The sequence below is a fragment of the Streptococcus parasanguinis genome (assembly GCF_023109675.1).
In the GTDB taxonomy this organism is placed as follows: domain Bacteria; phylum Bacillota; class Bacilli; order Lactobacillales; family Streptococcaceae; genus Streptococcus; species Streptococcus parasanguinis_I.
Map to the genome: position 1 here is coordinate 271493 of NZ_JALDUR010000001.1, position 22624 is coordinate 294116.

Sequence of the window (22624 nt, forward strand, 5' to 3'; positions counted from 1 at the left end):
CTAGTCGTCTTTTTTGATGTCAAAAAAGGCTGCAATCTCTTCTTCTGTTAGTCCAATCATAGGCGAGATGGTGTGGAGATTGTCTTCTGTTAGTCGATAGATAGTAGGCTTAGACGTCTCTGCTTTCGTTTCAACAGTTTCTTCCTTGCTTCGTGCAGATTCGACTGTAGCAGAAGCCATTGCAAGGGATGAAGAATAGTCTGTGGTTGCTTCGCCTCCGTCCAGGTCCTTGAAACGTTCAACCAAATAGGTCTTGCGCGCTGTACCTGTATTTTTAGTAGCGAAATCAAAGGCGCTGTATTCTCCTAAGAGGATGAGTTTGCTCTTAGAGCGCGTGATGGCGGTATAGATCAAATTACGCTGCAACATCCGGTGGCTTTGATTCGTAATGGGTAAAATCACCACAGGAAATTCGCTTCCTTGCGATTTGTGAATACTCATCGCATAGGCTAAGCGAATCTTGTACCATTCATTGCGCGGGTAGACGATTTCATTGCCATCAAATTGGATAGTCAATTCATCTTGCTTCGATTCTGTATATTTTCCGGGGAGAAGATCGGTAATGTAGCCAATATCTCCATTAAAGACATTGCTTTCTGCATCATTGACCAGATGGATAACCTTGTCTCCATCGCGGTATTGGCAGTCTGGCGTGTCAAAGACGACCTGATCTTTGACAGCTGGATTGAGAAGGTCTTGCATGAGTGTATTGATGTTGTCAATGCCGGCCTGGCCCTTGTACATCGGTGCCAAGACTTGGATATCTCGAGCCGGGATCTGACTGCGAAGGGCAGCAGAGGTGATCTGTTCGATCATCTTAGGGATGTGTTCGCTTCCAGCTTCGAAGTATGAGCGATCGGCTTTTCGTTCTGTGAAATCTTGAGGAAGCTTACCCTGGCGAATGTCTCCTGCAAGTGAGACAATGGTCGAATCTTCACTCTGACGGAAAATATGTTCGAGTTTGGTCTGAGGGATGCTTGGGATCTGCAAGAGATCCGCTAGGACTTGTCCAGGACTGACGGATGGTAATTGGTCAGCATCTCCCACAATCAAGAGTTTGGTATCGGTTGCGATGTTGCTGACTAATTGATTAGCGAGCCAGGTATCGACCATGGAAAACTCGTCCACAATGATAAAATCTGCATCTAGATAGTCCTCTAAGTGGCTGGTATCATCATCTCCTGTCATTCCCAAATGGCGGTGGATGGTGGCACTCGGAAGTCCTGTCAGCTCATTCATGCGCCGAGCTGCCCGTCCCGTTGGGGCAGCCAGCAGGATCGGAAGGTCTTTTTTCTTACGCAGATCCAGCTGGTGGAGTTGGGCATAGACACTGATCATCCCATTGATAACGGTGGTTTTTCCTGTTCCCGGTCCCCCAGTGAGGATAAAGGCCTTGTTTTGAATCGCCTGGTGAATCGCCTCTTTTTGAATAGCATCGTAGTGAATCCCCAGATCTTTTTCAACCTCTTTAATTGCCTGGTTGATCTTTTCAGGGTTAAATGAAGTCTGCTTTCCTTTCTCCAGCAATCGACCAATGTGACTACGAATTCCTTCTTCCGCAAAGAAAAGGCTATTGTCAAAGATCTTTGTATCCACGTTTTGGACCTTGTCTTCCTCGATAAGGTGGCCTAATTCTTGGGCGACAGTGGAGGGATCCAATTCTACTGGACGCGCTGATTCCAAAAGGTCAATGCTATAGCGCAGGAGATCCTTGGCTTCAATATAGGTATTTCCAGTCTCGATAGAGTAGCTGAAGAGACTGTGAATCAGACCCGCGCGGAAACGCTCGGGGGCGTCACTTGCGATGCCCAATTCTTCTGCCAGTTGGTCCGCAATTTTAAAGCCCATTCCTTGGATGTCTTCCACCAATTGGTAGGGCTGTTGCTCCACGATCTGGAGCGTTTCTTCCTTGTAGAAATCCTGGATTTGAAAGGCTAGTTTATTGGGAATGCCATAATTGGCTAGTTGGGCGAGAATGCGCTCCGTTCCGTAATTCTGACGGAGTTTATCCACAAAAGCTAGGCGGTTTTTCTTGGAGAGGCCTGTGATGTCTTCTAATTTTTCAGGGGCTTCTAAGATTTTATCAATGGTGTCTTCTCCATAGAGATCCACGATTTTTTGGGCTGTTTTGAGACCAATTCCCTTGAAGTGATCGCTGGAAAAATACTTCACTAAGCCCTTGCTAGAGGGTTTAGCCCGTTCATAGCGACTGATTTTGAGCTGTTCTCCGTATTTAGGATGATGGACCAGCTCCCCCCAGAAGGTGTAGTCTTCGCCTTCCATGATATCTGCCATGGTGCCCGTCACAATAATCTCAAAATCATCAAAGTCTTCGGCATCGGTATCGCTAATGTCGAGCAGGAGGATTCGAAAAAAACTACTGGGATTTTCAAAAATAATGCGCTCAATAGTACCAGAAAAATAATATTCCATCATTTCTTTCCTTTTTATAAGGCAAGGCTGGGACATACTTGTCTCAGCCTCAGTCTGTTGATCTATACTAATAAGTTTTGAAAGGGTAGATAGGCCATAGTCTAAAGACGGCTTGCCCCTTGATTTGTTCTTTCTTGAAAGCTCCGACCTGACGGCTATCTTTTGAAACGATCCGGTCATCTCCAAGTAAGAGATATTCATCGTCAAGCAACTTCAAAGTAAATTTAGGATTGCCATCTTTGTCCACTGTAAAGGCTTGAGCTGTATTGGCCAATTGGCGGAAGAGTTCTCCGTTTTCTTCAAAGCCTTTTCCAGTGTAGGTCGATTGCAATTTATCTTTTTTGAAACGAGCGATATAGTTTTTCAAATAAGGCTCATTGGTCTTTTTCCCATTGATGTAGAGGGTATCGTTATCATATTGGATGGTATCTCCAGGAAGACCGATGACCCGCTTGACGATGTCCTTGGTTTTGCCGTCGTCATCTTTTTCACTGGCAACAACAATGTCGAAACGATCGATTGAGAGGTGGTTGACCACAAGGAGGTACTCGCTATCGGCCAGAGTCGGATCCATCGAATGGCCATCTACCTTGACCGGAGCCCAGAGGTAAATGCGAGAGGCGATGATGAGACCAACAATGATACTGAAGAGGCCCCATTCTTTAAGGAATCTCACCACAGGTGAGCTCGATGTATGTTTTGAACTTCTTTTTGACATGACTTATCTTTCTAGTAATTTCTTTGCTTTTTCTGTGTTTTTAAAATGGAGTTTGGCACAATAATCCAGAGCTTTCATCCCGTAGGTCTGAAGCAATTTAGCGGCCACTTGGTCTGATTTAGCTCCTGCTCCACTAGGAAGATTAAAACCCAGTTCCTTGCCCAGATCTTCCAGATTTTGAAGGAAGAGATTGCGGGCGATGATGGAGCTAACTGCCACAGCTAGATACTTGCTTTCGGCTTTTTCTTCCAACTCAATGGCTTGCGTGACCTGATTTTTCTCAGCTTTTACGTATTTTTGGTAGTTTTTAGCAGTTGTAAAGGCATCGATCACAATTCGCTCTGCTTGGACTCCCTTATTTAACAGAAGGTAGATGGCCTGATTGTGCAGGGCTACTTTGACCGAAACAGCATTGTAACCAGAAGCGATGACTTCATTGTACTTCTTTGGAGACAATAAGAGTGCTTGGTGCTGGATATTTTCCTCAAGGAGAGGAGCCAATTGTTGAATTTTTCGATCATCCAAGGTCTTCGAATCACCAACACCAAGCTTTTTGAGCCAGTCGTGCTGGTCAGGTGTGACAAAGGATGCGACAACGGTGAGTCCACCAAAATAAGAGCCGTTTCCGACCTCATCGGTTCCGATCATGGCTAGATCTTGTCGTGCAGATGAAGTAGAACGCTTAAGGTTCCCAGCATCTTGCCCGAAAAAGTTCAGGTAAGGAGTGAGGTCATTGCCCTGGAGCAGGACCTTTCCAGACTTGTAGATCGAAACGGTCGCTCCCTCTAGTCGAAAGAAATAATCCATATGAGGGTTCTTGCTTTGAGTGAGAGAACTGCGATAGGTATGGACAAAATCAAGGATTTGCTCCTGTGTTGGAGTGAGTGTCATACTTTCCATAACCACTATTGTACCACAAATTCAGGGAGAGAGGGAGCAAAAAGAAAGAAAGAATCCACTGGAAAATCCCTGTGAAGAGGGGCTTTGCTACTGACAAAGCTAGCCTTTTTTGGTATAATACCGTGAGGTGATTTTTATGGCGAGCTTAAATAGATATAAATTTACATTTGGAAACAAAGCGCTCACTTTAACAACCAACCATGATAATTTGTTTATGGAAGAAGTCGAACGTGTTGCGAAAGAAAAATACCAAGCAATTAAGGAACAAATGCCAGAGGCTGACGATGAAACCATCGCGATCTTATTGGCAGTAAATAGTTTGTCCATGCAACTGAATCGAGAGATTGAGTTTGACGACAAGGAAACAGAACTAGATGATTTTCGTCGCAAAGCTTTAGACGACTTAAAGGATAAATCATCTAAATAAGAGGAGATACATGTTAACTTTCTTAATCTTATTGATTTTGGCATGGAGCTTTTATATTGGCTATGCAAGAGGCATCATCCTCCAGTCCTATTACTTTCTAGTGACCTTGGTGGCCCTCTTGATTGCAGGTGGTAGCTACAAGGGACTGGCTAAGGTTTTGTCTCTATGGGTTCCTTTTTCGAGTCCCACTCAGCAATCGGTGAATTATTTTTATGCCAACCGCTACCTGTTTCAATTAGATGACATCTTTTATGCAGGGTTAGCTTATGTGTTGATTTTTGTGCTGGTTTATTTGATCGGCCGCGTGATTGGAATCTTTATGCACTTGGTTCCCCAGCCAGAAAAATTGGAGGATCGCAAGTATCAAATTGGAGCGGGTGTGATCGCCGTCGTGATAACCCTCTTGGTGATCCAGATGGGCTTGACTATTCTCTCAACAGTTCCCATGGCTTCCATCCAAAATAGACTAAATGCAAGTGGATTGATCCGCTTTATCATCCTTCATACCCCGATCAGTTCCAGCCTGTTCCACAACTTGTGGGTGACTGCGATTATCGGAGCTTAAGGAGCAAAAATGAAGAAAGGAGTGAGACAAGTCCGATTCAAGGAAGGACGCTCACTTTTTTTGTAGGAGAAACATGAATAAAAAAATCTTAGATATTCTGGAGTTTGACAAGGTCAAGCAACTCTTTGAACCTTATCTACAGACAGAACAAGGGGAGATGGAGCTAGCAGCCCTTACTCCAACTGATAAAAAAGAAAGCATCGAAACGGCCTTTATGGAGCTAGAAGATATGGAGCAGATCCTCTTGGAAGAGCCTCGCTTTGCAGTATCGACCATTCAAGATGTCCGTTCAGTGGCCAAGCGTTTGGAGATGGAGGCAGCCCTCAATATCGATGAATTACTAGCGCTAAAAGCTGTCCTTCGGGTGACACATGAGCTCAAGGATTTCTACGACAACTTGGAAAATGTCCGTCTGGAAAGGCTCAATCGCCTCTTTGACAACTTGGTGGATTTACCACGCCTACAAGGTGGGCTTCAAGCTATCAACGAAGGAGGCTTTGTCGAGTCTTTTGCCAGTGAAAAATTGGCCAAAATTCGTCGCCGAATCCAGGAAAATGAACACCAGGTCAGAGAGATTCTACAAGACCTGCTGAAAAGCAAGGCCGATATGCTGGCGGATGCTGTGATTGCTAGTCGGAATGGCCGCAATGTTCTACCCGTAAAAAACACCTATCGTAACCGAATTGCAGGGGTGGTCCACGATATCTCAGCAAGCGGGAATACCGTTTATATCGAGCCTCGGGCAGTCGTCAATCTTAATGAAGAAATTGCCAACCATCGGGCCGATGAACGGTATGAAATCATTCAGATTCTGGAGGAATTGTCTGACACCCTGCGCCCTCATGCAGCAGAGATTGCAAATAACGCTTGGATTATCGGTCACTTAGACTTGATCAAGGCCAAGTATCGGTTTATGCGCGATTATAAGGCAGTGGTACCAGAGGTTAGTAACAATCGTTCCATTCAGCTCTTGCAACTACGTCATCCCTTGATTGAAAATGCCGTCGCGAATGACCTGCATTTTACCGAGGACTTGACAGAAATCGTGATTACCGGTCCCAATACAGGGGGGAAAACCATCATGCTAAAAACGCTGGGACTAGCGCAAATTATGGCCCAGTCTGGTCTTCCCATCCTAGCGGATCCAGGTAGTCGTGTGGGAATCTTCTCACAGGTCTTTGCAGATATTGGAGATGAACAATCGATCGAGCAGAGCTTGTCGACCTTCTCCAGTCATATGACCAATATCGTATCTATCTTGAATCAAGTGGATACCGCCTCCTTGATCCTTCTGGATGAGTTGGGGGCTGGAACCGATCCTCAAGAGGGGGCTGGCCTTGCTATTGCCATCCTAGAAGACTTGCGCTTACGTGGAATTAAGACCATGGCAACAACCCACTATCCAGAGCTCAAGGCCTACGGGATTGAGACTGCAGGAGTGCAAAATGCCAGCATGGAGTTTGACACAGCGAGTCTGCGTCCAACCTATCGCTTCATGCAAGGAGTTCCTGGTCGCTCCAATGCCTTTGAAATTGCCCGCCGTTTGGGCTTGTCTGAGACCATTATCCAGGATGCCATGAAGATGACCAATACGGATAATGATGTCAATCAGATTATTGAAAAATTGGAGGCGCAGACCTTAGAAAGTCGCAAGCGCTTGGATATCATTCAAGAGGTCGAACAAGAAAATCTCAAATTCAATCGTGCTCTTCGAAAACTCTATAACGAACTGACCAGAGAGAGAGAAACAGAGCTCAATAAGGCGAGAGAAGAAGCCAAGGAAATTGTGGACATGGCCCTCTCAGAGAGTGACCGTATCCTTCAAGGGCTTCATGCTAAATCCCAGTTAAAACCACATGAGATCATTGAAGCCAAGGCTCAGTTGAAAAAACTAGCGCCTGAAACCGTCGACCTTTCTAAAAACAAGGTCTTGAAAAAAGCCAAAAAGGCGCGTGCTCCTAAGGTGGGAGATGAAATCTTGGTTATCAGCTATGGCCAACGCGGAACCCTGGTCAAGCAACTCAAAGATGGTCGCTGGGAGGCGCAAGTCGGCTTGATCAAGATGACCTTGAAAGAAAAAGAATTCAACCTCATCAAGGCTGAAAAAGAAGCGACTCAACCTAAGAAACGCCAAGTGAATGTCGTCAAACGCTCGAACACGAGTGGGCCGAGAGCGCGTCTAGACCTCCGTGGGAAACGCTATGAAGAGGCCATGCAAGAGCTAGATGGCTTTATCGATCAGGCCCTGCTCAACAACATGGCCCAAGTCGATATCATCCACGGGATCGGGACGGGTGTCATCCGTGAAGGGGTGACCAAGTATCTCCGCCGCAACAAACACGTCAAAAGTTTTGAATATGCCCCCCAAAATGCAGGTGGAAGTGGCGCAACCATTGTTACGTTTAAAGGATAAGTTAAACCCTGGCTGTTTATCAGCTAGGTTTTTTAAATTTTTATAAAATGAAAATATTTGAAAGTTGTTGAAAAGGATTCGCTTTTAAATCTGATTTTCAGTAGGTCCTCCTTTTTAAAAGTGCTATAATAGAGGCAATGAATGATTTGGGAGGATACGCATGCGTAAACGTGAAAGTGCAGATTCGTGTACAACGATTCTAGTCGGAAAAAATGCTAGCTATGATGGTTCGACCATTGTAGCACGAACAGAGGATTCTCAAAATGGCGTTTTTACGCCCAAGAAGTTGATCGTGGTCAAACCAGAAGATCAACCGCGTCATTACAAGTCGGTATTATCAACTTTTGAAATCGACTTACCAGATAATCCAGTTCGCTATACAGCGGTTCCAGATGCCATTCCTAAAGACGGGATCTGGGGAGAAGCTGGGATCAATGTCTATAATGTAGCCATGAGTGAGACAGAGACCATTACGACCAATAGCCGTGTGCTAGGGGCAGATCCTCTTGTAGAGAGTGGCATCGGTGAGGAAGACATGCTGACTTTGGTCTTGCCTTATGTCAAGACAGCCCGCGAAGGGGTCTTGCGTCTCGGAAAGATTTTGGAAGAGTACGGAACTTATGAATCCAACGGGATCGCCATTTCAGATGTGAATGAAATCTGGTGGTTGGAGACCGTCGGAGGTCACCACTGGATGGCGCGCCGTGTCCCTGATGATGCCTATGTGACCAACCCCAACCAACTGGGAAGTGATTATTTTGAATTTGGTAATCCAGATGAGTTTCTTTGTGACCCGGATCTTGAACGTTTTGTCACAGAGCACCATTTGATTCTGGATCAAGAAGGGAAAGGTTTTAATCCACGCTATGCCTTTGGTAGCCAAAAAGACAAGGACCGTCACTACAATACACCGCGGGCTTGGGCCATCCAGCGTTTCCTCAATCCTGAAATTGAGCAGGATCCACGGAGCTTCGAGATTCCTTGGTGCCAAAAACCTTATCGCAAGGTGACGATTGAAGATGTCAAATATATCTTGAGCAACCACTACCAAGATACCATCTACGATCCTTATGGTCCTGAAGGCGATCACGTGAGTCAGCGGACCTTCCGGACGATCGGGATCAACCGGACCAGCCAGACAGCGATTCTGCAATTGCGTCCCAATAAACCACAAGAAACGACAGGCATCCAATGGATTTCTTATGGCTCCATGCCTTACAATACAGCCGTTCCTTTCTTTACCCAAGTGGACACAACGCCAGACTACTTTGCCAATACGACGGCTAAGGTAACAACGGATTCCTTCTACTGGGCCAACCGGATTATTGCAGGACTAGCAGATCCTCACTATGCTCACCATGTTGGTGATTTGGACGATTACCAAGAAACGACAATGGCCTGGGGACATGCGCGCATCAATAAAGTCGATCGTGCACTTGCAGCAGGTGAAACCGTTGATTTTGAGGCGGAAAACCAAGCCATGAGTGATCAAATCCAGGAAGCGACAGATCAACTCTTGGACAAGATTTTGCTCGATGCTAGCAACCTCATGACCAATCACTTCTCCTTGAGTGATTAAAAACCGTTTATTTTCAGGTGGTTTACAAGATATTTTCAGAAATGATTGACAAACTTTTGAAAATCGATTAAAATAGAGAAAATTACATACGACCGAATGAAGTTTGCAGGAGCGTGAGTGACTGTGAATGGACGGAACTCTGGAGAGACCAGAAATGGCACCGAAGGGGCAAGGTAGAGGATGCATCTACTCAAACTCTCAGGTAAAAGGACAGAGCGAAAGATAGGGGAAGTCCCCTATTTTAAGCAGGACCAGAGTACATGTTTGACATGTGCTCTTTCTTTTTCTCTTTTCTGTCGAGCGGTCGATGAAAAAGGAGACAGAAAATGGATCATGTATTGCAGTTTTTTCAACAGCTCGATAATCTAGTGTGGGGCGCCCCGCTGTTGGTGCTCTTGGTAGGAACAGGGATCTACCTAACCCTTCGTTTGGGTTTGCTTCAGATACGCTACCTTCCAAAAGCTTTTCGCCTGATCTTTACAGAAGATGAGGGACACGGGGATATCTCGAGTTTCGGAGCCCTTGCGACAGCTCTAGCGGCTACTGTAGGGACGGGGAATATTGTAGGGGTGGCTACAGCGATTCAGACGGGTGGCCCAGGTGCCCTCTTTTGGATGTGGATGGCAGCCTTCTTTGGAATGGCGACCAAGTATGCAGAAGGGCTCTTAGCCATTCGTTATCGGACCAAGGATGACAACGGTCATATCTCAGGTGGTCCGATGTACTACATTCTTCACGGGATGGGAGAGAAGTGGCGACCACTGGCTATTTTCTTTGCGGTTGCAGGAGTGCTGGTAGCCCTCTTTGGGATCGGAACCATGACCCAGGTTAATTCCATTACGGGATCCCTTCAAGCTAGTTTTGGAACAACTCCAGAAGTGGCTAGTGTAGTGATTGCTCTAGTGGTTTCGACCATCATCTTTGGTGGAATTCACTGGATTTCCAAAGTCTCTGAAAAAGTGGTTCCTTTTATGGCTGCTGCCTATATCTTTGCGACTGTCACGATCATTTTCTTGCATCTGGACCAATTGCTTCCAGCCTTGAAATCGGTATTTTCAGGTGCTTTCACAGGGACTGCAGCCATGGGAGGTTTCGCAGGAGCGACGGTTAAAATGGCTATCCAAAAAGGGGTGGCGCGTGGAGTTTTCTCCAATGAATCGGGGCTTGGATCAGCACCCATTGCAGCAGCCGCAGCGAAGACCAATGAGCCTGTCGAGCAGGGCTTGATCTCCATGACAGGAACCTTTATTGATACCATTATTATTTGTAGTTTGACAGGACTTTCGCTCTTGGTTTCAGGTGAGTGGATGGCTAAGGGCAGCACTAGTACCCTGACTCAGGATACGTTTACAGGCGTCTTTGGTCCAGTCGGAGGCATCATTCTGACGCTATGCTTGGTGCTTTTTGCGACCACGACCATACTTGGATGGTCTTATTACGGAGAGCGGTGTTTTGAATTCTTATTTGGTGTTAAACATATCAACCTCTATCGGACCTTCTTTGTTTTTATGGTTGGACTGGGAGGCTTCCTTAAGCTGGATTTGGTCTGGGTGATCGCGGATATTGTGAATGGGCTGATGGCTTTGCCTAACCTAATTGCCCTTTTAGCTCTCTCCCCTGTCATCATCAAAGAAAGCAAACAATACTTTAAGAAATAAGAAAACCCAGATCGCGAGATCTGGGTTTTCTTGTCTATTTGAGATAGGCTCATTTAATAGCGTTTTTCTTTTGGCCAGCTACTCATTTCGGCGATGGCGGTGAAGAGCACATCTGTCGAAGAGTTGAGGGCTGTTTCGCAAGAGTCTTGGATGACCCCGATGATAAAGCCGACGCTGACGACTTGCATGGCCAAATCATTGGTGATACCAAAGAGGCTACAAGCAACAGGGATGAGAAGGAGAGATCCTCCCGCAACTCCAGATGCTCCACAAGCAGAGATAGCCGCTACGACACTCAGGATGAGCGCCGTTCCAAAGTCAACCTGAATGTGCAAGGTATTGGCAGCAGCGAGCGTCAAAATATTGATCGTCACCGCAGCGCCTGCCATGTTTACAGTTGAACCAAGTGGAATGGAGACAGAATAGGTGTCTGGATTCAGCCCCAATTCTTCACAGAGACGCATGTTGACAGGGATGTTGGCTGCAGAGCTTCGCGTGAAGAAGGCTGTTACTCCACTGACACGGAGGCATTTAAAAACAAGGGGATAAGGGTTCTTGCGAATCATGAAAAAGACGATCAATGGATTGATGACCAGGGCTACAAAAGCCATGGTACCAACCAAAACAAGTAAGAGAATCCCGTAGTTGCTAAGGGCACTGAGTCCTTGGCCAGCGATGGTCGTGAAGACCAAGCCTAAGATCCCAAATGGAGCTAGGTTGATAATCCACTCAACAATTTTTGAAGTGATGTCTGCTAGGGTTTGTAGGAGGTCTTTACTATGTTCGCTCGCTTCTCTCATGGCGATCCCAAAGACAGTTGCCCAAGAAAGGATTCCAATGTAGTTAGCTTGCTGCAAGGCGTTGACCGGGTTGTCGACGATCTTGAGCAAGAGGTTACTAATCACTTCGCCAATCCCGTTTGGAGAGGATCCTTCAGCGGCCTTTCCAGTCAGGGTAATGGTGATTGGGAAGATGTAATTGACCAAAACAGCGACGAAGGCAGCTGCAAAGGTTCCTAGGAGATAGAGGACGATGACCTTTTTCATATTGGTCTCTGTCCCTTTTTGGTGTTGGGAGAGAGCGTTTGCGACAAGCGCAAAGACCAGAAGGGGTGCGATCGCACGGAGCCCTCCAACAAAGAACTGACCTAAGAGTCCAATGCCAGATGCTTTCGGGAAGATAAGGGCTAGGATAACACCAAGTACAATCCCGATTGCGATCCTTTTCATAAGGTTGGTTTTATTCCAAGTGGTAATCAATCGATGAATCATGTAGGACCTCCTTAAAAAATAATTAAGGAATATTATACGATAGTTAGGGGGGAAAAGCAATGAAATTTTCAAAAAATAGCCTTATTTCCGAATATTTGATATAATCATACTATTCTTTGATAGAAAGGCCCGAATAAATGAGTCAAGCTTTCCAACGTTATTTCAGTAAAATAGACTGGACGAAGATTTTTGATGATCTGATATCAAAATGTATCTCTCTGATTTTTGTCTTTCTTTTATTTTTTATTGCTAAAAAGGTCATCCATAGCCTGGTTAAGCGGATCTTAACCCCATCCTTTAAGTATACGGTGCAGGATGAAGCCCGTAAAAATACGATTCTCCGTTTGGTTGAGAGCCTTTTAAACTATTGTTTGTATTTCATCTTGATCTACTGGATTTTGTCGATTCTAGGTCTTCCGGTCTCTAGTCTCTTGGCTGGTGCTGGGATTGCTGGGGTGGCGATTGGGATGGGAGCTCAGGGTTTTCTTTCCGATTTGGTCAATGGTTTCTTCATCCTTTTAGAACGCCAGTTGGACGTGGGAGACAATGTTCGTCTCACGAATGGGTCTATTAATATTGCCGGCATCGTCAGCAGTGTCGGGATTCGCACGACCCAGGTGCGGGACTTTGATGGGACTCTCCACTTTGTTCCGAATCGCAACATCACCGTCGTCAGCAATCTCTCACGTGGTGATATGCGCGTGCTGATCGATATTCCGCTAGATGCAAATATCGATCTCGACAAGATCTATCAGGTGATTGCTCAGGTTAATCAGTCTGAACAAGATAAACACCCAGAGGTGTTGACAGGTCCTACGATTTTAGGCCCACAGATCGAAAAAAATGGTCGTTATTCCTTCCGAATTGCGATGACTGCGCAAAATGGAACCCAGACGACTGTCTATCATACCTACTATAAACTCTACCATGATGCCTTGATGGAAGCAGGGATTAGCCTACCGACAGGAAAGAACGGGATCATGTAACACAAAAAAGAGGCTGGGACAAAAGTCCTAGCCTCTCAATTATTTTTGGATTGTCGAGCAAGACGCAGTGGTTGAGTGGGCTCTACTACGCTGATTTCATCAGCTTTTACAGCCCTACTCAACTGTGCGGAGGTGGGACGACGAAATCGAATTCTAACGAATTACCGATTTCTGTCCCACTCTCTTTTTTGGTCTATTTTAAGTGGCAGTATTTGAAATCCAGCTTTTTAATCTGGTCCCAATTTTTTCGAGCCTCTGGTGGCAAGACGATGAGTTGCTTACGCAGCATAGTCGTGATTTCAAGATTTAAGGATTCGATGGGGAGGGCAATGGCTACGGAACTTTTTGCCCTTTGGATCTTGTCCATGCAATATTCAATATGATGGCAAGCTGCACCGGTCTGTGATTGACGGCTAGCTGCGATTTCTTGTCGCATATTGGAGAGTAATTGGACCAATTCAGACTTAAGGAATTCGATCGTATCTGATTTTTCTTGAGCTAAAAGAAACATAAGCACACCTCCTTTTGCTATAGTTTAATACTAATTTATTAAAAATGCAAGGGGGTAAAGTAAAAAAAATAAAATTTTTTTAGAAAAAGATACAGAAAAAGAGAAGGCTCAAATCTCCCCATTAGAGACGGTCGAGTTCCTTATCTAAAAAATGGCTTTCCTCACTTGGGACGGGGTGTCTTGACAGAGGCTTTTAGATATAAAAAACTCCCGAAACACACTGGATTCAGGAGTTGAGAGGCTTTGACCCGAAGGCCTTAAAGAAAAATATCGATTGATTATACAAGACCTTGTGCAATCATCGCATTTGCAACATTTTCAAAGGCAGCGATGTTGGCACCTGCAAGGTAATCTTTACCAAGTCCGTAAGTTTCTGCAGTTGTTTTAGCAGTATTGAAGATGTTGGTCATGATGTCTTTCAAACGTCCGTCCACTTCTTCGCGTGTCCATGAAAGACGTTGGCTGTTTTGGCTCATTTCAAGAGCAGATACAGCAACTCCACCAGCATTGGCTGCTTTAGCAGGTCCGTAAAGGATACCATTTTCTTTGTATACGTTGATGGCATCGATGTTACTTGGCATGTTTGCTCCTTCAGAGACAACTTTCACACCTTGAGCGACCAAACGTTTTGCAGCATCGCCATCAATTTCGTTTTGAGTTGCACATGGAAGAGCGATGTCATAGTTACCAGCATAAGTCCATACAGAACCTTCGTAGTAAGTAGCAGTTGGTTTTTCAGCAGCGTATTCAGTCAAACGTGCACGACGTTTTTCTTTGACGTCTGTAAGAAGGTCGAAGTCAATACTGTTTTCGTCGATCACGTAACCGTTTGAGTCAGATACAGAGATAACAGTTGCACCAAGTTCAGTTGCTTTTTGAAGAGCGTATTGAGCAACGTTACCAGAACCTGAGATCACGACTTTCTTACCAGCAAAGCTGTCGCCGTTGGCTTTGAGCATTTCTTCCGTATAGTAAACCAAACCATAACCAGTTGCTTCTGGACGGATCAAGCTACCACCGAAACCAAGAGGTTTACCAGTCAAGACACCAGCATCAAATTGGCGAAGGCGTTTGTATTGACCATAAAGGTATCCGATTTCACGTCCACCAACCCCGATATCACCAGCTGGAACATCAAGAGAAGGACCGATGTGTTTTTGCAATTCAGTCATGAAGCTTTGGCAGAAACGCATTACTTCAGCGTCTGTTTTTCCTTTAGGATCGAAGTCAGATCCACCTTTACCACCACCGATAGGAAGACCAGTCAAGACGTTTTTGAAGATTTGTTCGAAACCGAGGAATTTCAAGATCCCTTGGTTAACAGTTGGGTGGAAACGAAGACCACCTTTGTAAGGACCTACAGCAGAGTTGAATTGAACACGGTAACCACGGTTTACTTGGATGTTTCCTTCACGGTCAACCCAAGGAACACGGAAAGAAATTACGCGTTCAGGTTCTGTAATACGAGCCAAGATGTTTTCTTCGATGTATTCAGGATGTTTTTCAAAAACAGGTTCCAAAGTGCTGAGGAACTCTTCAACAGCTTGAAGGAATTCAGCTTCATGGCCGTTACGAGCCTTTACAGTTTCGAAAGTGCTTTGGATATATTCTTTAGCAGTTGTCATGTTAATTCTCCTTTGTGAATGAAACGAAAACCAGCAAACCCGCTAGGGGAGTGGTTTTGAGACAGTTGACAAACAATGTCATGTTTTATTACATGGATCATTATAGCAGACTTTTTTTGGCTTGTAAAGAAAAAAGTTGAATTTTCTGAAAATTTTATCGCGACTAGGAAAGTCCGAATGTTTGGAAGAATTTTTAGCTTTGATAGTCCGGAAGCTTCCAAGTGATGGTATAATGAAAGAAGAAAATAGAGAGCATCCCGAATAATTCTGTTGGTGGTGTTTCAAAAAAGGAGTACAAGATGGTATCGACAAAAACGCAAATTGCTGGTTTTGAATTTGACAACTGCCTGATGAATGCGGCAGGTGTAGCCTGTATGACCACTGAGGAATTAGAAGAAGTGAAGAACTCAGCTGCGGGGACCTTTGTGACCAAGACAGCGACCTTAGAATTCCGTGCTGGTAATCCAGAGCCACGCTACCAAGATGTGCCGCTTGGTTCGATCAATTCAATGGGGCTACCTAACCAAGGGTTGGACTATTATTTGAATTACTTATTGGAGTTGCAAGAAACGGATCCAGACCGGACCTTCTTCTTATCTCTCGTCGGCATGTCTCCTGAAGAAACTCATACCATCTTGAAAAAGGTGCAAGATAGTGACTTTAAAGGCTTGACAGAGTTGAACCTATCTTGTCCCAATGTCCCTGGGAAACCTCAGATCGCCTATGATTTTGATACGACAGATCGGATCTTGTCTGAAGTCTTTGCCTATTTCACCAAACCTCTAGGCATCAAGTTGCCACCTTATTTTGATATCGTTCATTTTGATCAAGCAGCAGCGATCTTTAACAAATACCCGCTCAAGTTTGTCAATTGCGTCAATTCGATCGGAAATGGCCTCTACATCGAGGATGAATCCGTGGTGATTCGTCCTAAGAACGGATTTGGTGGGATTGGTGGAGAATACATCAAACCAACGGCTCTTGCCAATGTCCATGCTTTTTACCAACGTCTGAATCCAGAAATTCAGATTGTGGGGACTGGGGGCGTCTTGACTGGTCGCGATGCCTTTGAACATATCCTCTGTGGGGCTAGTATGGTGCAAATCGGAACGACACTCCATAAAGAAGGAGTTGGAGCGTTTGAACGCATCACTGCGGAGCTCAAAGCCATCATGGAAGAAAAAGGCTACCAAAGCCTAGAAGACTTCCGTGGGAAATTGCACTACATTGACTAATCTTTCGAAAAAAACTTCCTCAAGTGGAAACTTGGGGAAGTTTTTTATGAGAGTGGGACAGAAATCGGTAATTCGTTAGAATTCGATTTCGTCGTCCCACCTCCGCACAGTTGAGTAGGGCTGTAAAAGCTGATGAAATCAGCGTAGTAGAGTCCACTCAACCACTGCGTCTTGCTCGACAATCTAGAAACAATTGAGAGGCTAGGACTTTTGTCCCAGCCTCATTCTGTTCCTAGTTTTAGGAATTTTCCATTTTTATAGAGAGAAAAAGGTGTACAATGGAGGTGAAAAGGAAGGTGATTTCTATGGAAGAAAGGGATGTGATTCAAGAGGCAAGGACGACGATCACCCTTCTTCAAACAGCCTTTTCTAAGGGATTCACCCCTAGTTCAGATACCCTTCGATTTCGAGAAAATCTAGATCAGATGTTGAAAGGTTTACGAAAGGCTAGGCGGGTAGACAATCGTCTGTTGATTAAGTTGGAAAAGTTTTATCAGACCGCCAGTCTATTGATTGGTCTGGGCGGGCTAGCATTGAACGAAGAGGCCTTTCAAGCTTGGCGAGCTTATGATCACTGGCATTACGAGGTTGTGAAACCTCAGTTACAGGTCTACGGACCGACGGTGGTGTTGTAGTTGATACTAGCCTGGTGCTTGTCCACAGATATTCAGAGGAGGTGTTGGTCATGGTAGTCCTTCATGATTTTCTACATCAGTTAACCCTATCGTTTTGGAATTTTTATTACTCGCTCTTTTTCTTATTTGAAAAATAAGAAGGATTGAATCCCTTTTACATATAGTAGAAGGGATTTTTGATGCAGAATCCTTGAAAATCTGAGGCTCTTGGATTATGATGGAGCTAATAGTAAGAAGCGTTCCTTGTAGGGAATGCAGGAAGCGAGGAAAAAAGATGGCAGAGATTTATTTAGCAGGTGGCTGTTTTTGGGGCTTAGAGGAATATTTTTCACGGATCCCTGGTGTAGAACAGACGACGGTGGGCTATGCCAATGGCCAGGTAGAAACGACCAACTACCAACTGATCAAGGAAACGGATCACGCAGAGACTGTACAAGTCATCTACGATCCAGATAAAATCACCCTACGGGCGATTCTGCTCTACTATTTCCGGGTGATCGATCCCTTATCCATTGACAAACAGGGAAATGATCGAGGCCGCCAATATCGGACGGGTGTCTATTATACAGACGAGGCAGATCGTGAAGTGATCGCCCAAGTGTTTGCGGAAGAAGAAAAGCAACTGGGACGCAAAATCGCGGTTGAGTTGGAACCCTTGCGCCACTATATCCTAGCTGAGGACTACCACCAAGACTACCTTAAGAAGAATCCTGGAGGCTATTGCCATATCGATGTGACAGATGCTGAGCAGCCCTTGATTGATCCAGCAGCTTATCAGAAGCCAGATCAAGAAATCCTAAAGGCGAAACTGACAGCAGAGCAGTACCAAGTCACTCAAGAAAGTGCGACGGAGCGTCCTTTCCACAATGCCTATGATCAGACCTTTGAAGAGGGCATCTATGTGGATATTACGACGGGGGAACCTCTCTTTTTTGCCAAGGATAAGTTTGCTTCTGGCTGTGGATGGCCAAGTTTCTCCCGTCCCATTGCCAAAGATGTTGTCCACTATTACCAGGATCATAGCCACGGGATGGAGCGGATCGAAGTTCGATCCCGCTCAGGCAATGCCCATCTCGGCCATGTCTTCACCGATGGACCAAAAGACCAGGGTGGTCTTCGCTATTGTATCAATTCGGCCTCTCTGCGCTTTATTCCAAAAGAAGAGATGGAGCAAGAAGGATATGGTTATTTGTTAAAAGCTTTGAGATAATAGAAAAAGCATCTTAGAAACTTTCCTTAGGTGAGTACGGACGTCAGCGAACTTCATAGAAGTTCCATGACTTAGTTTTGAACCTAAGGTTTCAAAACTCCCGTGTGCCTGAAACAATTATGTTTCAGGCACTTTTCTCACAGCGGAAAGTTTCAGTAGATGCTTGCATCAGTTGAAAATCGTGATGATGTTTTCTGCTTTGAAGAAACCATTCTTTTAATATCAAATCATTTAGAAGTTCTGTTTTGCAGAACTTTTATTCTCCTCTGGAAATTTGTGATACAATGAAGAGAAAGTATTTCAATGACAGCTCAATCTGTTGAGGTAGGAAGAAGAGGTAGGAATGTTAGAGAAGTGGGAGAATGTGAAAGGGACCATCAAGACGATGGGAAAAGAGCTATCGGCGGCCTTTGATTGGGCTTTTGATCGCCTCTTTTCAAGGATTCAGCTGACGAATGAACAGTTTGTCTATGTGCTCTTGTCCGTCGTTTTTATCGTGGCCAATGCCATATTGTGGGTGCAAAAGTTCCAAGGCTTTCCGATCACCGCAACGGAACGGCCAGAGGTTGTGTACAAGGCAAAAACACCGGCTGATCAGATTCCTCATACAGCGCGGATCATGGCTAATGGAGATCAGCTCTATCATGATCTGGTCTATATGAGTGCACAAAAAGAAGATGGGACCTATGATTTTCATGAAAATTATGAGTATGTCAAACCCTGGCTACAAAAGGCGGATCTGGCCTTGGGTGATTTTGAGGGAACCATTGACCCGAATTACTATTTGTCAGGTTATCCCCTCTTTAATGCGCCAAGCGAAGTCGTACCAGCCATCAAGGATGCTGGTTATGATGTCATGGATTTGGGACACAACCACATCCTGGATTCAGGCCTAGAAGGGGTCTATTCGACAGCCAAGGCCTTTGAAGATGCAGGCATCACCCCTGTCGGTGTTTACACGCATGAAAAGAGAGGCCAGGCCCCCTTGGTGATCAAGGAAGTGAATGGCATCAAGATTGCTATTCTAGCCTACGCTTATGGGTTTAATGGAATGGAAACGACCCTTACTCCAGAGGAGCAAGCAGATGTCTTGTCTGATCTGGATGAAGAGCGGATGAAGGCGGAGATCCAAAAGGCGGAGCAAGAGGCCGATATCACCATTGTCATGCCCCAAATGGGAATTGAGTACCAATTGGAGCCGACAGAAGAGCAAAAAGAACTCTATCATAAAATGATTTCTTGGGGCGCTGATATCGTTTTTGGCGGACATCCCCATGTTGTAGAGCCTGCTGAAGTGGTCAATAAAGATGGTCAAAACAAGCTTATCATCTACTCAATGGGGAATTTTCTGTCCAATCAGCGTCTGGAAACCATGGGGGACGTGGAGACAGCTCAATGGACAGAACGAGGAGTCTTGATGGATGTGACCATCGAAAAGATTGGCCGCAAGACACGGATTAAGACGGCTACTGCTCATCCAACCTGGGTTAGTCGGACTCCGAAGGGAACCTATTCTCCTGAAGGCTATGACTTGTACAAGTACCAGACCTATATTTTGGAAGATTTTATCCAGGGTGGCAAATACCGCGACAAGCTGGATGAGGAGACCAAGGAGAGAGTGGACACGGCATACCGAGAAATGAAGGAACATGTCCACTTGGACTGGCCTCAGAGTGGAAAGGAATAGAGCATGGAAGGAAATGTGAACTGGATCCCGCTTGGGATCCTAGGATTGATCGTGGTGATTTGGGCAACCAAATTTCTTACAGCCATCCGCCTCAAGCAAAAGCTGAAGAAGGCTTGGGATGGAGCGCCTTTCTTTCGCAAGAAAGACACAGAAGAAAGTTTGATAGATAGTCTGGCTTATCCAGCTAAGGGAAAGACGATCGATAGCCAAGTGGATGATCAGACCTGGCATGATTTGGCTTTGGATGCGGTCTTTGATCAGCTCAACTATACCCAATCGAGCCTTGGAGCAGAGGCTCTCTATCAAAAGATGCGCCTGCTGGAATTCCAGCCTCAGGACCAGCTTCATGACTTAGAAGCCTTCTTTGAAGAGCATCCTGATTTGCGCCTCAAGGTCCAGGTCATTTTCAACCAACTGGGCAAGAAAAACCACAACATGGCGCGGAGCATTGTCGCAAATCCCGGCAAGCATTATGCAGGTTTGCCCCTCTATCTAGCCTTGGCCTGCCTTCCCATTGTCTGTCTCTTTGCCATCCCCTTTGAGCCAGTCGGGGCGATTACCCTCTTGGTGATCAGTGTGGTCTTTAATATTGTCTTTTCGAGTTTGCACAATTGGTCCAATAAAATCCGTCTGGATAATGTTAGCTATCTGGTCCGCATCTTTGCTTCGGCAGAACGCTTGAGCCATCTAGCCTTGCCACAACAAGAAGCACTCAAGCAAGCGGTCAAACCCTTTAAGAAAACGCGGATCCTTGCCAGTGTCTTGCAGAGTCCATCGGGGACCTCTGAGATGGAAATTGTTCTCCTCTACCTCAACGTCCTCTTTTTACTCCCGCAGATCGCTCAGGTTTATATTTACAATCAGGTGAAGGCTCATCAAAAGGAGGCTCAGAAGCTTCTGGATCTCCTTGGAGAGATGGAAGTCGCCATTAGTCTCTTGCGCCACAAGCGAGACCTAGAAGTGGTCTGTCAGCCGGTCTTTACGGAAACGGGTGGCATTGAGGGAGAGACGCTCTATCATCCCTTGCTGTCCAATCCGATTGCGAATGATGTGCATTTTCAAAAAAATATGGTCATCAGTGGGGACAATGCGTCCGGGAAATCGACCTATTTGAAAACTGTCGCCATCAATGCCATTCTGGCTCAAGGGTTAGGCTTTGCCTATGGCGAAAGATTAGCCCTTCCCTATGGTCATGTCCTAACGGCTATGGATGTGAGCGATGATATTGAAGTTGGAGATAGCTACTTTATCACTGAGAGTAAAGCTATTTTACGTATGATTCAGCATCTGAAAAAGCCTGGTTTTCACTATTTCTTTATTGACGAGCTCTTTAAGGGGACCAATACTATCGAGCGGATCGGATCAGGCCTTGGGATTGTCCGCTGGTTGGCTGCCCAAAACTGCCTCTACATGATCTCCAGTCATGATATTGAGCTGGTCTCAGCTTCTGGTGAGGTCAATGATAATTACCATTTTGATAGTCGCTATGTGGATGGCAAGATCGTCTTTGACTACCAGATCAAACCAGGGTCAGCCGTGACCAAGAATGCGGTCAATACCCTAGAAAGCCTGCATTATCCAGAGGAGATTACGCAAACAGCCAAGGACTTGATTGACCAGTATGAAGAGACGGGATACTGGTCTTTGAAAGCGATTGAAAAAGAATGAAAATGAATAAAGGAGTTTGTAAATGATCGGTTTAGGGACCTTCTATAATGCCTTAGGGGTCGTATTTGGTGGGCTTTTAGGACTGCTCATCGGTCAACGTTTGTCAGAAGATTTTCATGAGACCCTTCTGAAAGTGACGGGTGTTGCTGTTTTTGTCTTGGGCATCGCAGGGACCTTGGAAAAGATGCTGGTGGTGCATGGAAGTCATGTAGAAAGTCACGGCAGTATGATGTTGATTCTGAGTCTAGTGATCGGGACCGTTATCGGGGAACTCTTGAAGATTGAGGAGGGCTTTGAGCGACTGGGAACCTGGCTGAAGGAAAAGACGGGCAACCAAGGCGATACCAGCTTTGTCGATGCCTTTATGAACACGACCCTGACCATTTGTATCGGGGCTATGGCGGTGGTCGGAGCTGTCCAGGATGGCCTGACAGGCGACACCTCGACCTTGTTGGCCAAGGCTATTCTGGATATGGTTATCGTTCTGGTCTTGACCGTTTCAAAAGGAAAAGGCGCGATTTTTGCGGTGGTGCCACTCGTGATCTTTCAGGGCTTGATCACACTTTTGGCTCATTTGATCGCACCGATTATGACCCCACAAGCCCTGTCCAATCTCTCACTAGTCGGCTCCAGCCTTATTCTCTGTGTGGGGATCAACCTCATCTGGGGCAAACGAATCAAGGTTGCCAATCTCCTTCCAGCAGTGTTGATTGCCATTATTTGGGCTTTTGTTGGGTGAAAAATAGAAGCTAACCAGGAGCTTCAGATTTAAGACAAAGTCATATCAAAAACTTTCCTTAGGTGAGTACGGACGTCAGCGAACTTCGTAGAAGTTCCATGACTAATTATTGAGCCTAAAGTCTCAATAATTCCGAGTGCCTGAAACGTATTGTTTCAGGCACTTTTCTCACAGCGGAAAGTTTTTGTATTTTCTTGATTCATTCTAAAAATAGGAACTCATTTTTACTTACTTTTAGAATCGATTAACTTATTTTACTTTAAAATAGTTTGTCTCATTCTAAAGTTAACCGGTAAAGACTGGTTAGTTTTTTTAAAATTCACATGATGCAAGAAATTACAAAAATCAAGGCGTCAGTGGAAAT

The 22624-nt window shown here is 45.3% G+C and carries 18 protein-coding genes and 1 riboswitch; of the genes, 12 read left to right on the plus strand and 6 right to left on the minus strand.

All coding sequences use genetic code 11. The annotated features are described in order from the left end of the window. From recD2 to rnhC, 3 genes are all read right to left on the minus strand, one after another. Window positions 1-2433 (minus strand): SF1B family DNA helicase RecD2, encoded by a 2433-nt coding sequence (gene recD2 / locus M1G14_RS01260; protein WP_049523317.1) that lies wholly within the window; start codon window positions 2431-2433, stop codon window positions 1-3. Between the two features lie 67 nt (window positions 2434-2500). After that, a complete protein-coding gene (gene lepB, locus M1G14_RS01265; protein ID WP_014713905.1) occupies window positions 2501-3151 on the minus strand; it encodes a signal peptidase I in 651 nt (216 codons plus the stop codon). A 3-nt stretch (window positions 3152-3154) separates the two neighbouring features. Beyond that, a complete protein-coding gene (rnhC, locus tag M1G14_RS01270) occupies window positions 3155-4051 on the minus strand; it encodes a ribonuclease HIII (RefSeq protein WP_049506577.1) in 897 nt (298 codons plus the stop codon). A 136-nt stretch (window positions 4052-4187) separates the two neighbouring features. Between rnhC and M1G14_RS01275 the strand changes: the two genes are divergently transcribed. From M1G14_RS01275 to M1G14_RS01295, 5 genes are all read left to right on the plus strand, one after another. Further along, complete coding sequence (locus tag M1G14_RS01275; protein ID WP_049471900.1) at window positions 4188-4478, plus strand: hypothetical protein; 291 nt, start codon at window positions 4188-4190, stop codon at window positions 4476-4478. Window positions 4479-4488: 10 nt separating this feature from the next. Next, complete coding sequence (locus tag M1G14_RS01280) at window positions 4489-5043, plus strand: CvpA family protein (protein WP_049506576.1); 555 nt, start codon at window positions 4489-4491, stop codon at window positions 5041-5043. Between the two features lie 73 nt (window positions 5044-5116). Then, a complete protein-coding gene (locus M1G14_RS01285) occupies window positions 5117-7456 on the plus strand; it encodes an endonuclease MutS2 (RefSeq protein ID WP_049523315.1) in 2340 nt (779 codons plus the stop codon). 160 nt (window positions 7457-7616) lie between these two features. Continuing rightward, complete coding sequence (locus M1G14_RS01290; protein ID WP_049523313.1) at window positions 7617-9035, plus strand: C69 family dipeptidase; 1419 nt, start codon at window positions 7617-7619, stop codon at window positions 9033-9035. Window positions 9036-9164: 129 nt separating this feature from the next. Next, window positions 9165-9259: riboswitch (glycine riboswitch) on the plus strand. A gap of 102 nt (window positions 9260-9361) precedes the next feature. Continuing rightward, complete coding sequence (locus M1G14_RS01295; RefSeq protein WP_049523311.1) at window positions 9362-10693, plus strand: alanine/glycine:cation symporter family protein; 1332 nt, start codon at window positions 9362-9364, stop codon at window positions 10691-10693. Between the two features lie 53 nt (window positions 10694-10746). On the opposite strand, the gene sstT is transcribed toward M1G14_RS01295, so the two are convergent. Continuing rightward, window positions 10747-11964, minus strand: coding sequence for a serine/threonine transporter SstT (gene sstT / locus M1G14_RS01300; protein WP_045759865.1), 1218 nt, complete (start codon window positions 11962-11964; stop codon window positions 10747-10749). A 137-nt stretch (window positions 11965-12101) separates the two neighbouring features. Between sstT and M1G14_RS01305 the strand changes: the two genes are divergently transcribed. After that, on the plus strand, window positions 12102-12950 hold the full coding sequence (locus tag M1G14_RS01305) for a mechanosensitive ion channel family protein (RefSeq protein WP_247926150.1): 849 nt from the start codon (window positions 12102-12104) through the stop codon (window positions 12948-12950). 193 nt (window positions 12951-13143) lie between these two features. Here M1G14_RS01305 and M1G14_RS01310 read toward each other — a convergent pair whose 3' ends face one another. Both M1G14_RS01310 and gdhA read right to left on the minus strand, forming a co-directional pair. After that, window positions 13144-13461 carry a hypothetical protein gene (locus tag M1G14_RS01310; RefSeq protein ID WP_049490820.1) on the minus strand — a complete coding sequence of 106 codons (318 nt, stop codon included), beginning with the start codon at window positions 13459-13461 and terminating at the stop codon, window positions 13144-13146. Between the two features lie 278 nt (window positions 13462-13739). After that, window positions 13740-15086 (minus strand): NADP-specific glutamate dehydrogenase, encoded by a 1347-nt coding sequence (gdhA, locus tag M1G14_RS01315; protein WP_247926151.1) that lies wholly within the window; start codon window positions 15084-15086, stop codon window positions 13740-13742. A 299-nt stretch (window positions 15087-15385) separates the two neighbouring features. Here gdhA and M1G14_RS01320 point away from each other — a divergent pair, with 299 nt between their 5' ends. From M1G14_RS01320 to M1G14_RS01345, 6 genes are all read left to right on the plus strand, one after another. Next, entirely contained in the window at window positions 15386-16321 is a 936-nt protein-coding gene (locus M1G14_RS01320) for a dihydroorotate oxidase (RefSeq protein WP_049474144.1), read from the plus strand. Window positions 16322-16599: 278 nt separating this feature from the next. After that, window positions 16600-16956: a helicase BlpT gene (locus M1G14_RS01325; protein ID WP_070595509.1), complete on the plus strand. Its 357-nt coding sequence runs from the start codon at window positions 16600-16602 to the stop codon at window positions 16954-16956. Between the two features lie 274 nt (window positions 16957-17230). Then, window positions 17231-18166, plus strand: coding sequence for a peptide-methionine (R)-S-oxide reductase MsrB (gene msrB, locus M1G14_RS01330; protein WP_247926152.1), 936 nt, complete (start codon window positions 17231-17233; stop codon window positions 18164-18166). A 343-nt stretch (window positions 18167-18509) separates the two neighbouring features. After that, complete coding sequence (locus M1G14_RS01335) at window positions 18510-19853, plus strand: CapA family protein (protein ID WP_425608331.1); 1344 nt, start codon at window positions 18510-18512, stop codon at window positions 19851-19853. Between the two features lie 3 nt (window positions 19854-19856). Continuing rightward, complete coding sequence (locus tag M1G14_RS01340) at window positions 19857-21521, plus strand: MutS-related protein (RefSeq protein ID WP_247926153.1); 1665 nt, start codon at window positions 19857-19859, stop codon at window positions 21519-21521. Window positions 21522-21543: 22 nt separating this feature from the next. After that, on the plus strand, window positions 21544-22260 hold the full coding sequence (locus tag M1G14_RS01345) for a DUF554 domain-containing protein (protein ID WP_049523126.1): 717 nt from the start codon (window positions 21544-21546) through the stop codon (window positions 22258-22260). Window positions 22261-22624 lie beyond the last annotated feature (364 nt).

What these genes read in the sequence shown, in the direction of transcription:
- M1G14_RS01305 (WP_247926150.1), top strand. Translation starts at nt 12,102, where the DNA reads ATGAGTCAAGCTTTCCAACGTTATTTCAGTAAAATAGACTGGACGAAG.
- gdhA (WP_247926151.1), bottom strand. Translation starts at nt 15,086, where the DNA reads ATGACAACTGCTAAAGAATATATCCAAAGCACTTTCGAAACTGTAAAG.
- M1G14_RS01335 (WP_425608331.1), top strand. Translation starts at nt 18,510, where the DNA reads ATGTTAGAGAAGTGGGAGAATGTGAAAGGGACCATCAAGACGATGGGA.
- lepB (WP_014713905.1), bottom strand. Translation starts at nt 3,151, where the DNA reads ATGTCAAAAAGAAGTTCAAAACATACATCGAGCTCACCTGTGGTGAGA.
- msrB (WP_247926152.1), top strand. Translation starts at nt 17,231, where the DNA reads ATGGCAGAGATTTATTTAGCAGGTGGCTGTTTTTGGGGCTTAGAGGAA.
- M1G14_RS01290 (WP_049523313.1), top strand. Translation starts at nt 7,617, where the DNA reads ATGCGTAAACGTGAAAGTGCAGATTCGTGTACAACGATTCTAGTCGGA.
- rnhC (WP_049506577.1), bottom strand. Translation starts at nt 4,051, where the DNA reads ATGGAAAGTATGACACTCACTCCAACACAGGAGCAAATCCTTGATTTT.
- M1G14_RS01295 (WP_049523311.1), top strand. Translation starts at nt 9,362, where the DNA reads ATGGATCATGTATTGCAGTTTTTTCAACAGCTCGATAATCTAGTGTGG.
- M1G14_RS01285 (WP_049523315.1), top strand. Translation starts at nt 5,117, where the DNA reads ATGAATAAAAAAATCTTAGATATTCTGGAGTTTGACAAGGTCAAGCAA.
- recD2 (WP_049523317.1), bottom strand. Translation starts at nt 2,433, where the DNA reads ATGGAATATTATTTTTCTGGTACTATTGAGCGCATTATTTTTGAAAAT.
- M1G14_RS01280 (WP_049506576.1), top strand. Translation starts at nt 4,489, where the DNA reads ATGTTAACTTTCTTAATCTTATTGATTTTGGCATGGAGCTTTTATATT.
- M1G14_RS01320 (WP_049474144.1), top strand. Translation starts at nt 15,386, where the DNA reads ATGGTATCGACAAAAACGCAAATTGCTGGTTTTGAATTTGACAACTGC.
- M1G14_RS01340 (WP_247926153.1), top strand. Translation starts at nt 19,857, where the DNA reads ATGGAAGGAAATGTGAACTGGATCCCGCTTGGGATCCTAGGATTGATC.
- M1G14_RS01310 (WP_049490820.1), bottom strand. Translation starts at nt 13,461, where the DNA reads ATGTTTCTTTTAGCTCAAGAAAAATCAGATACGATCGAATTCCTTAAG.
- M1G14_RS01345 (WP_049523126.1), top strand. Translation starts at nt 21,544, where the DNA reads ATGATCGGTTTAGGGACCTTCTATAATGCCTTAGGGGTCGTATTTGGT.
- M1G14_RS01275 (WP_049471900.1), top strand. Translation starts at nt 4,188, where the DNA reads ATGGCGAGCTTAAATAGATATAAATTTACATTTGGAAACAAAGCGCTC.
- sstT (WP_045759865.1), bottom strand. Translation starts at nt 11,964, where the DNA reads ATGATTCATCGATTGATTACCACTTGGAATAAAACCAACCTTATGAAA.
- M1G14_RS01325 (WP_070595509.1), top strand. Translation starts at nt 16,600, where the DNA reads ATGGAGGTGAAAAGGAAGGTGATTTCTATGGAAGAAAGGGATGTGATT.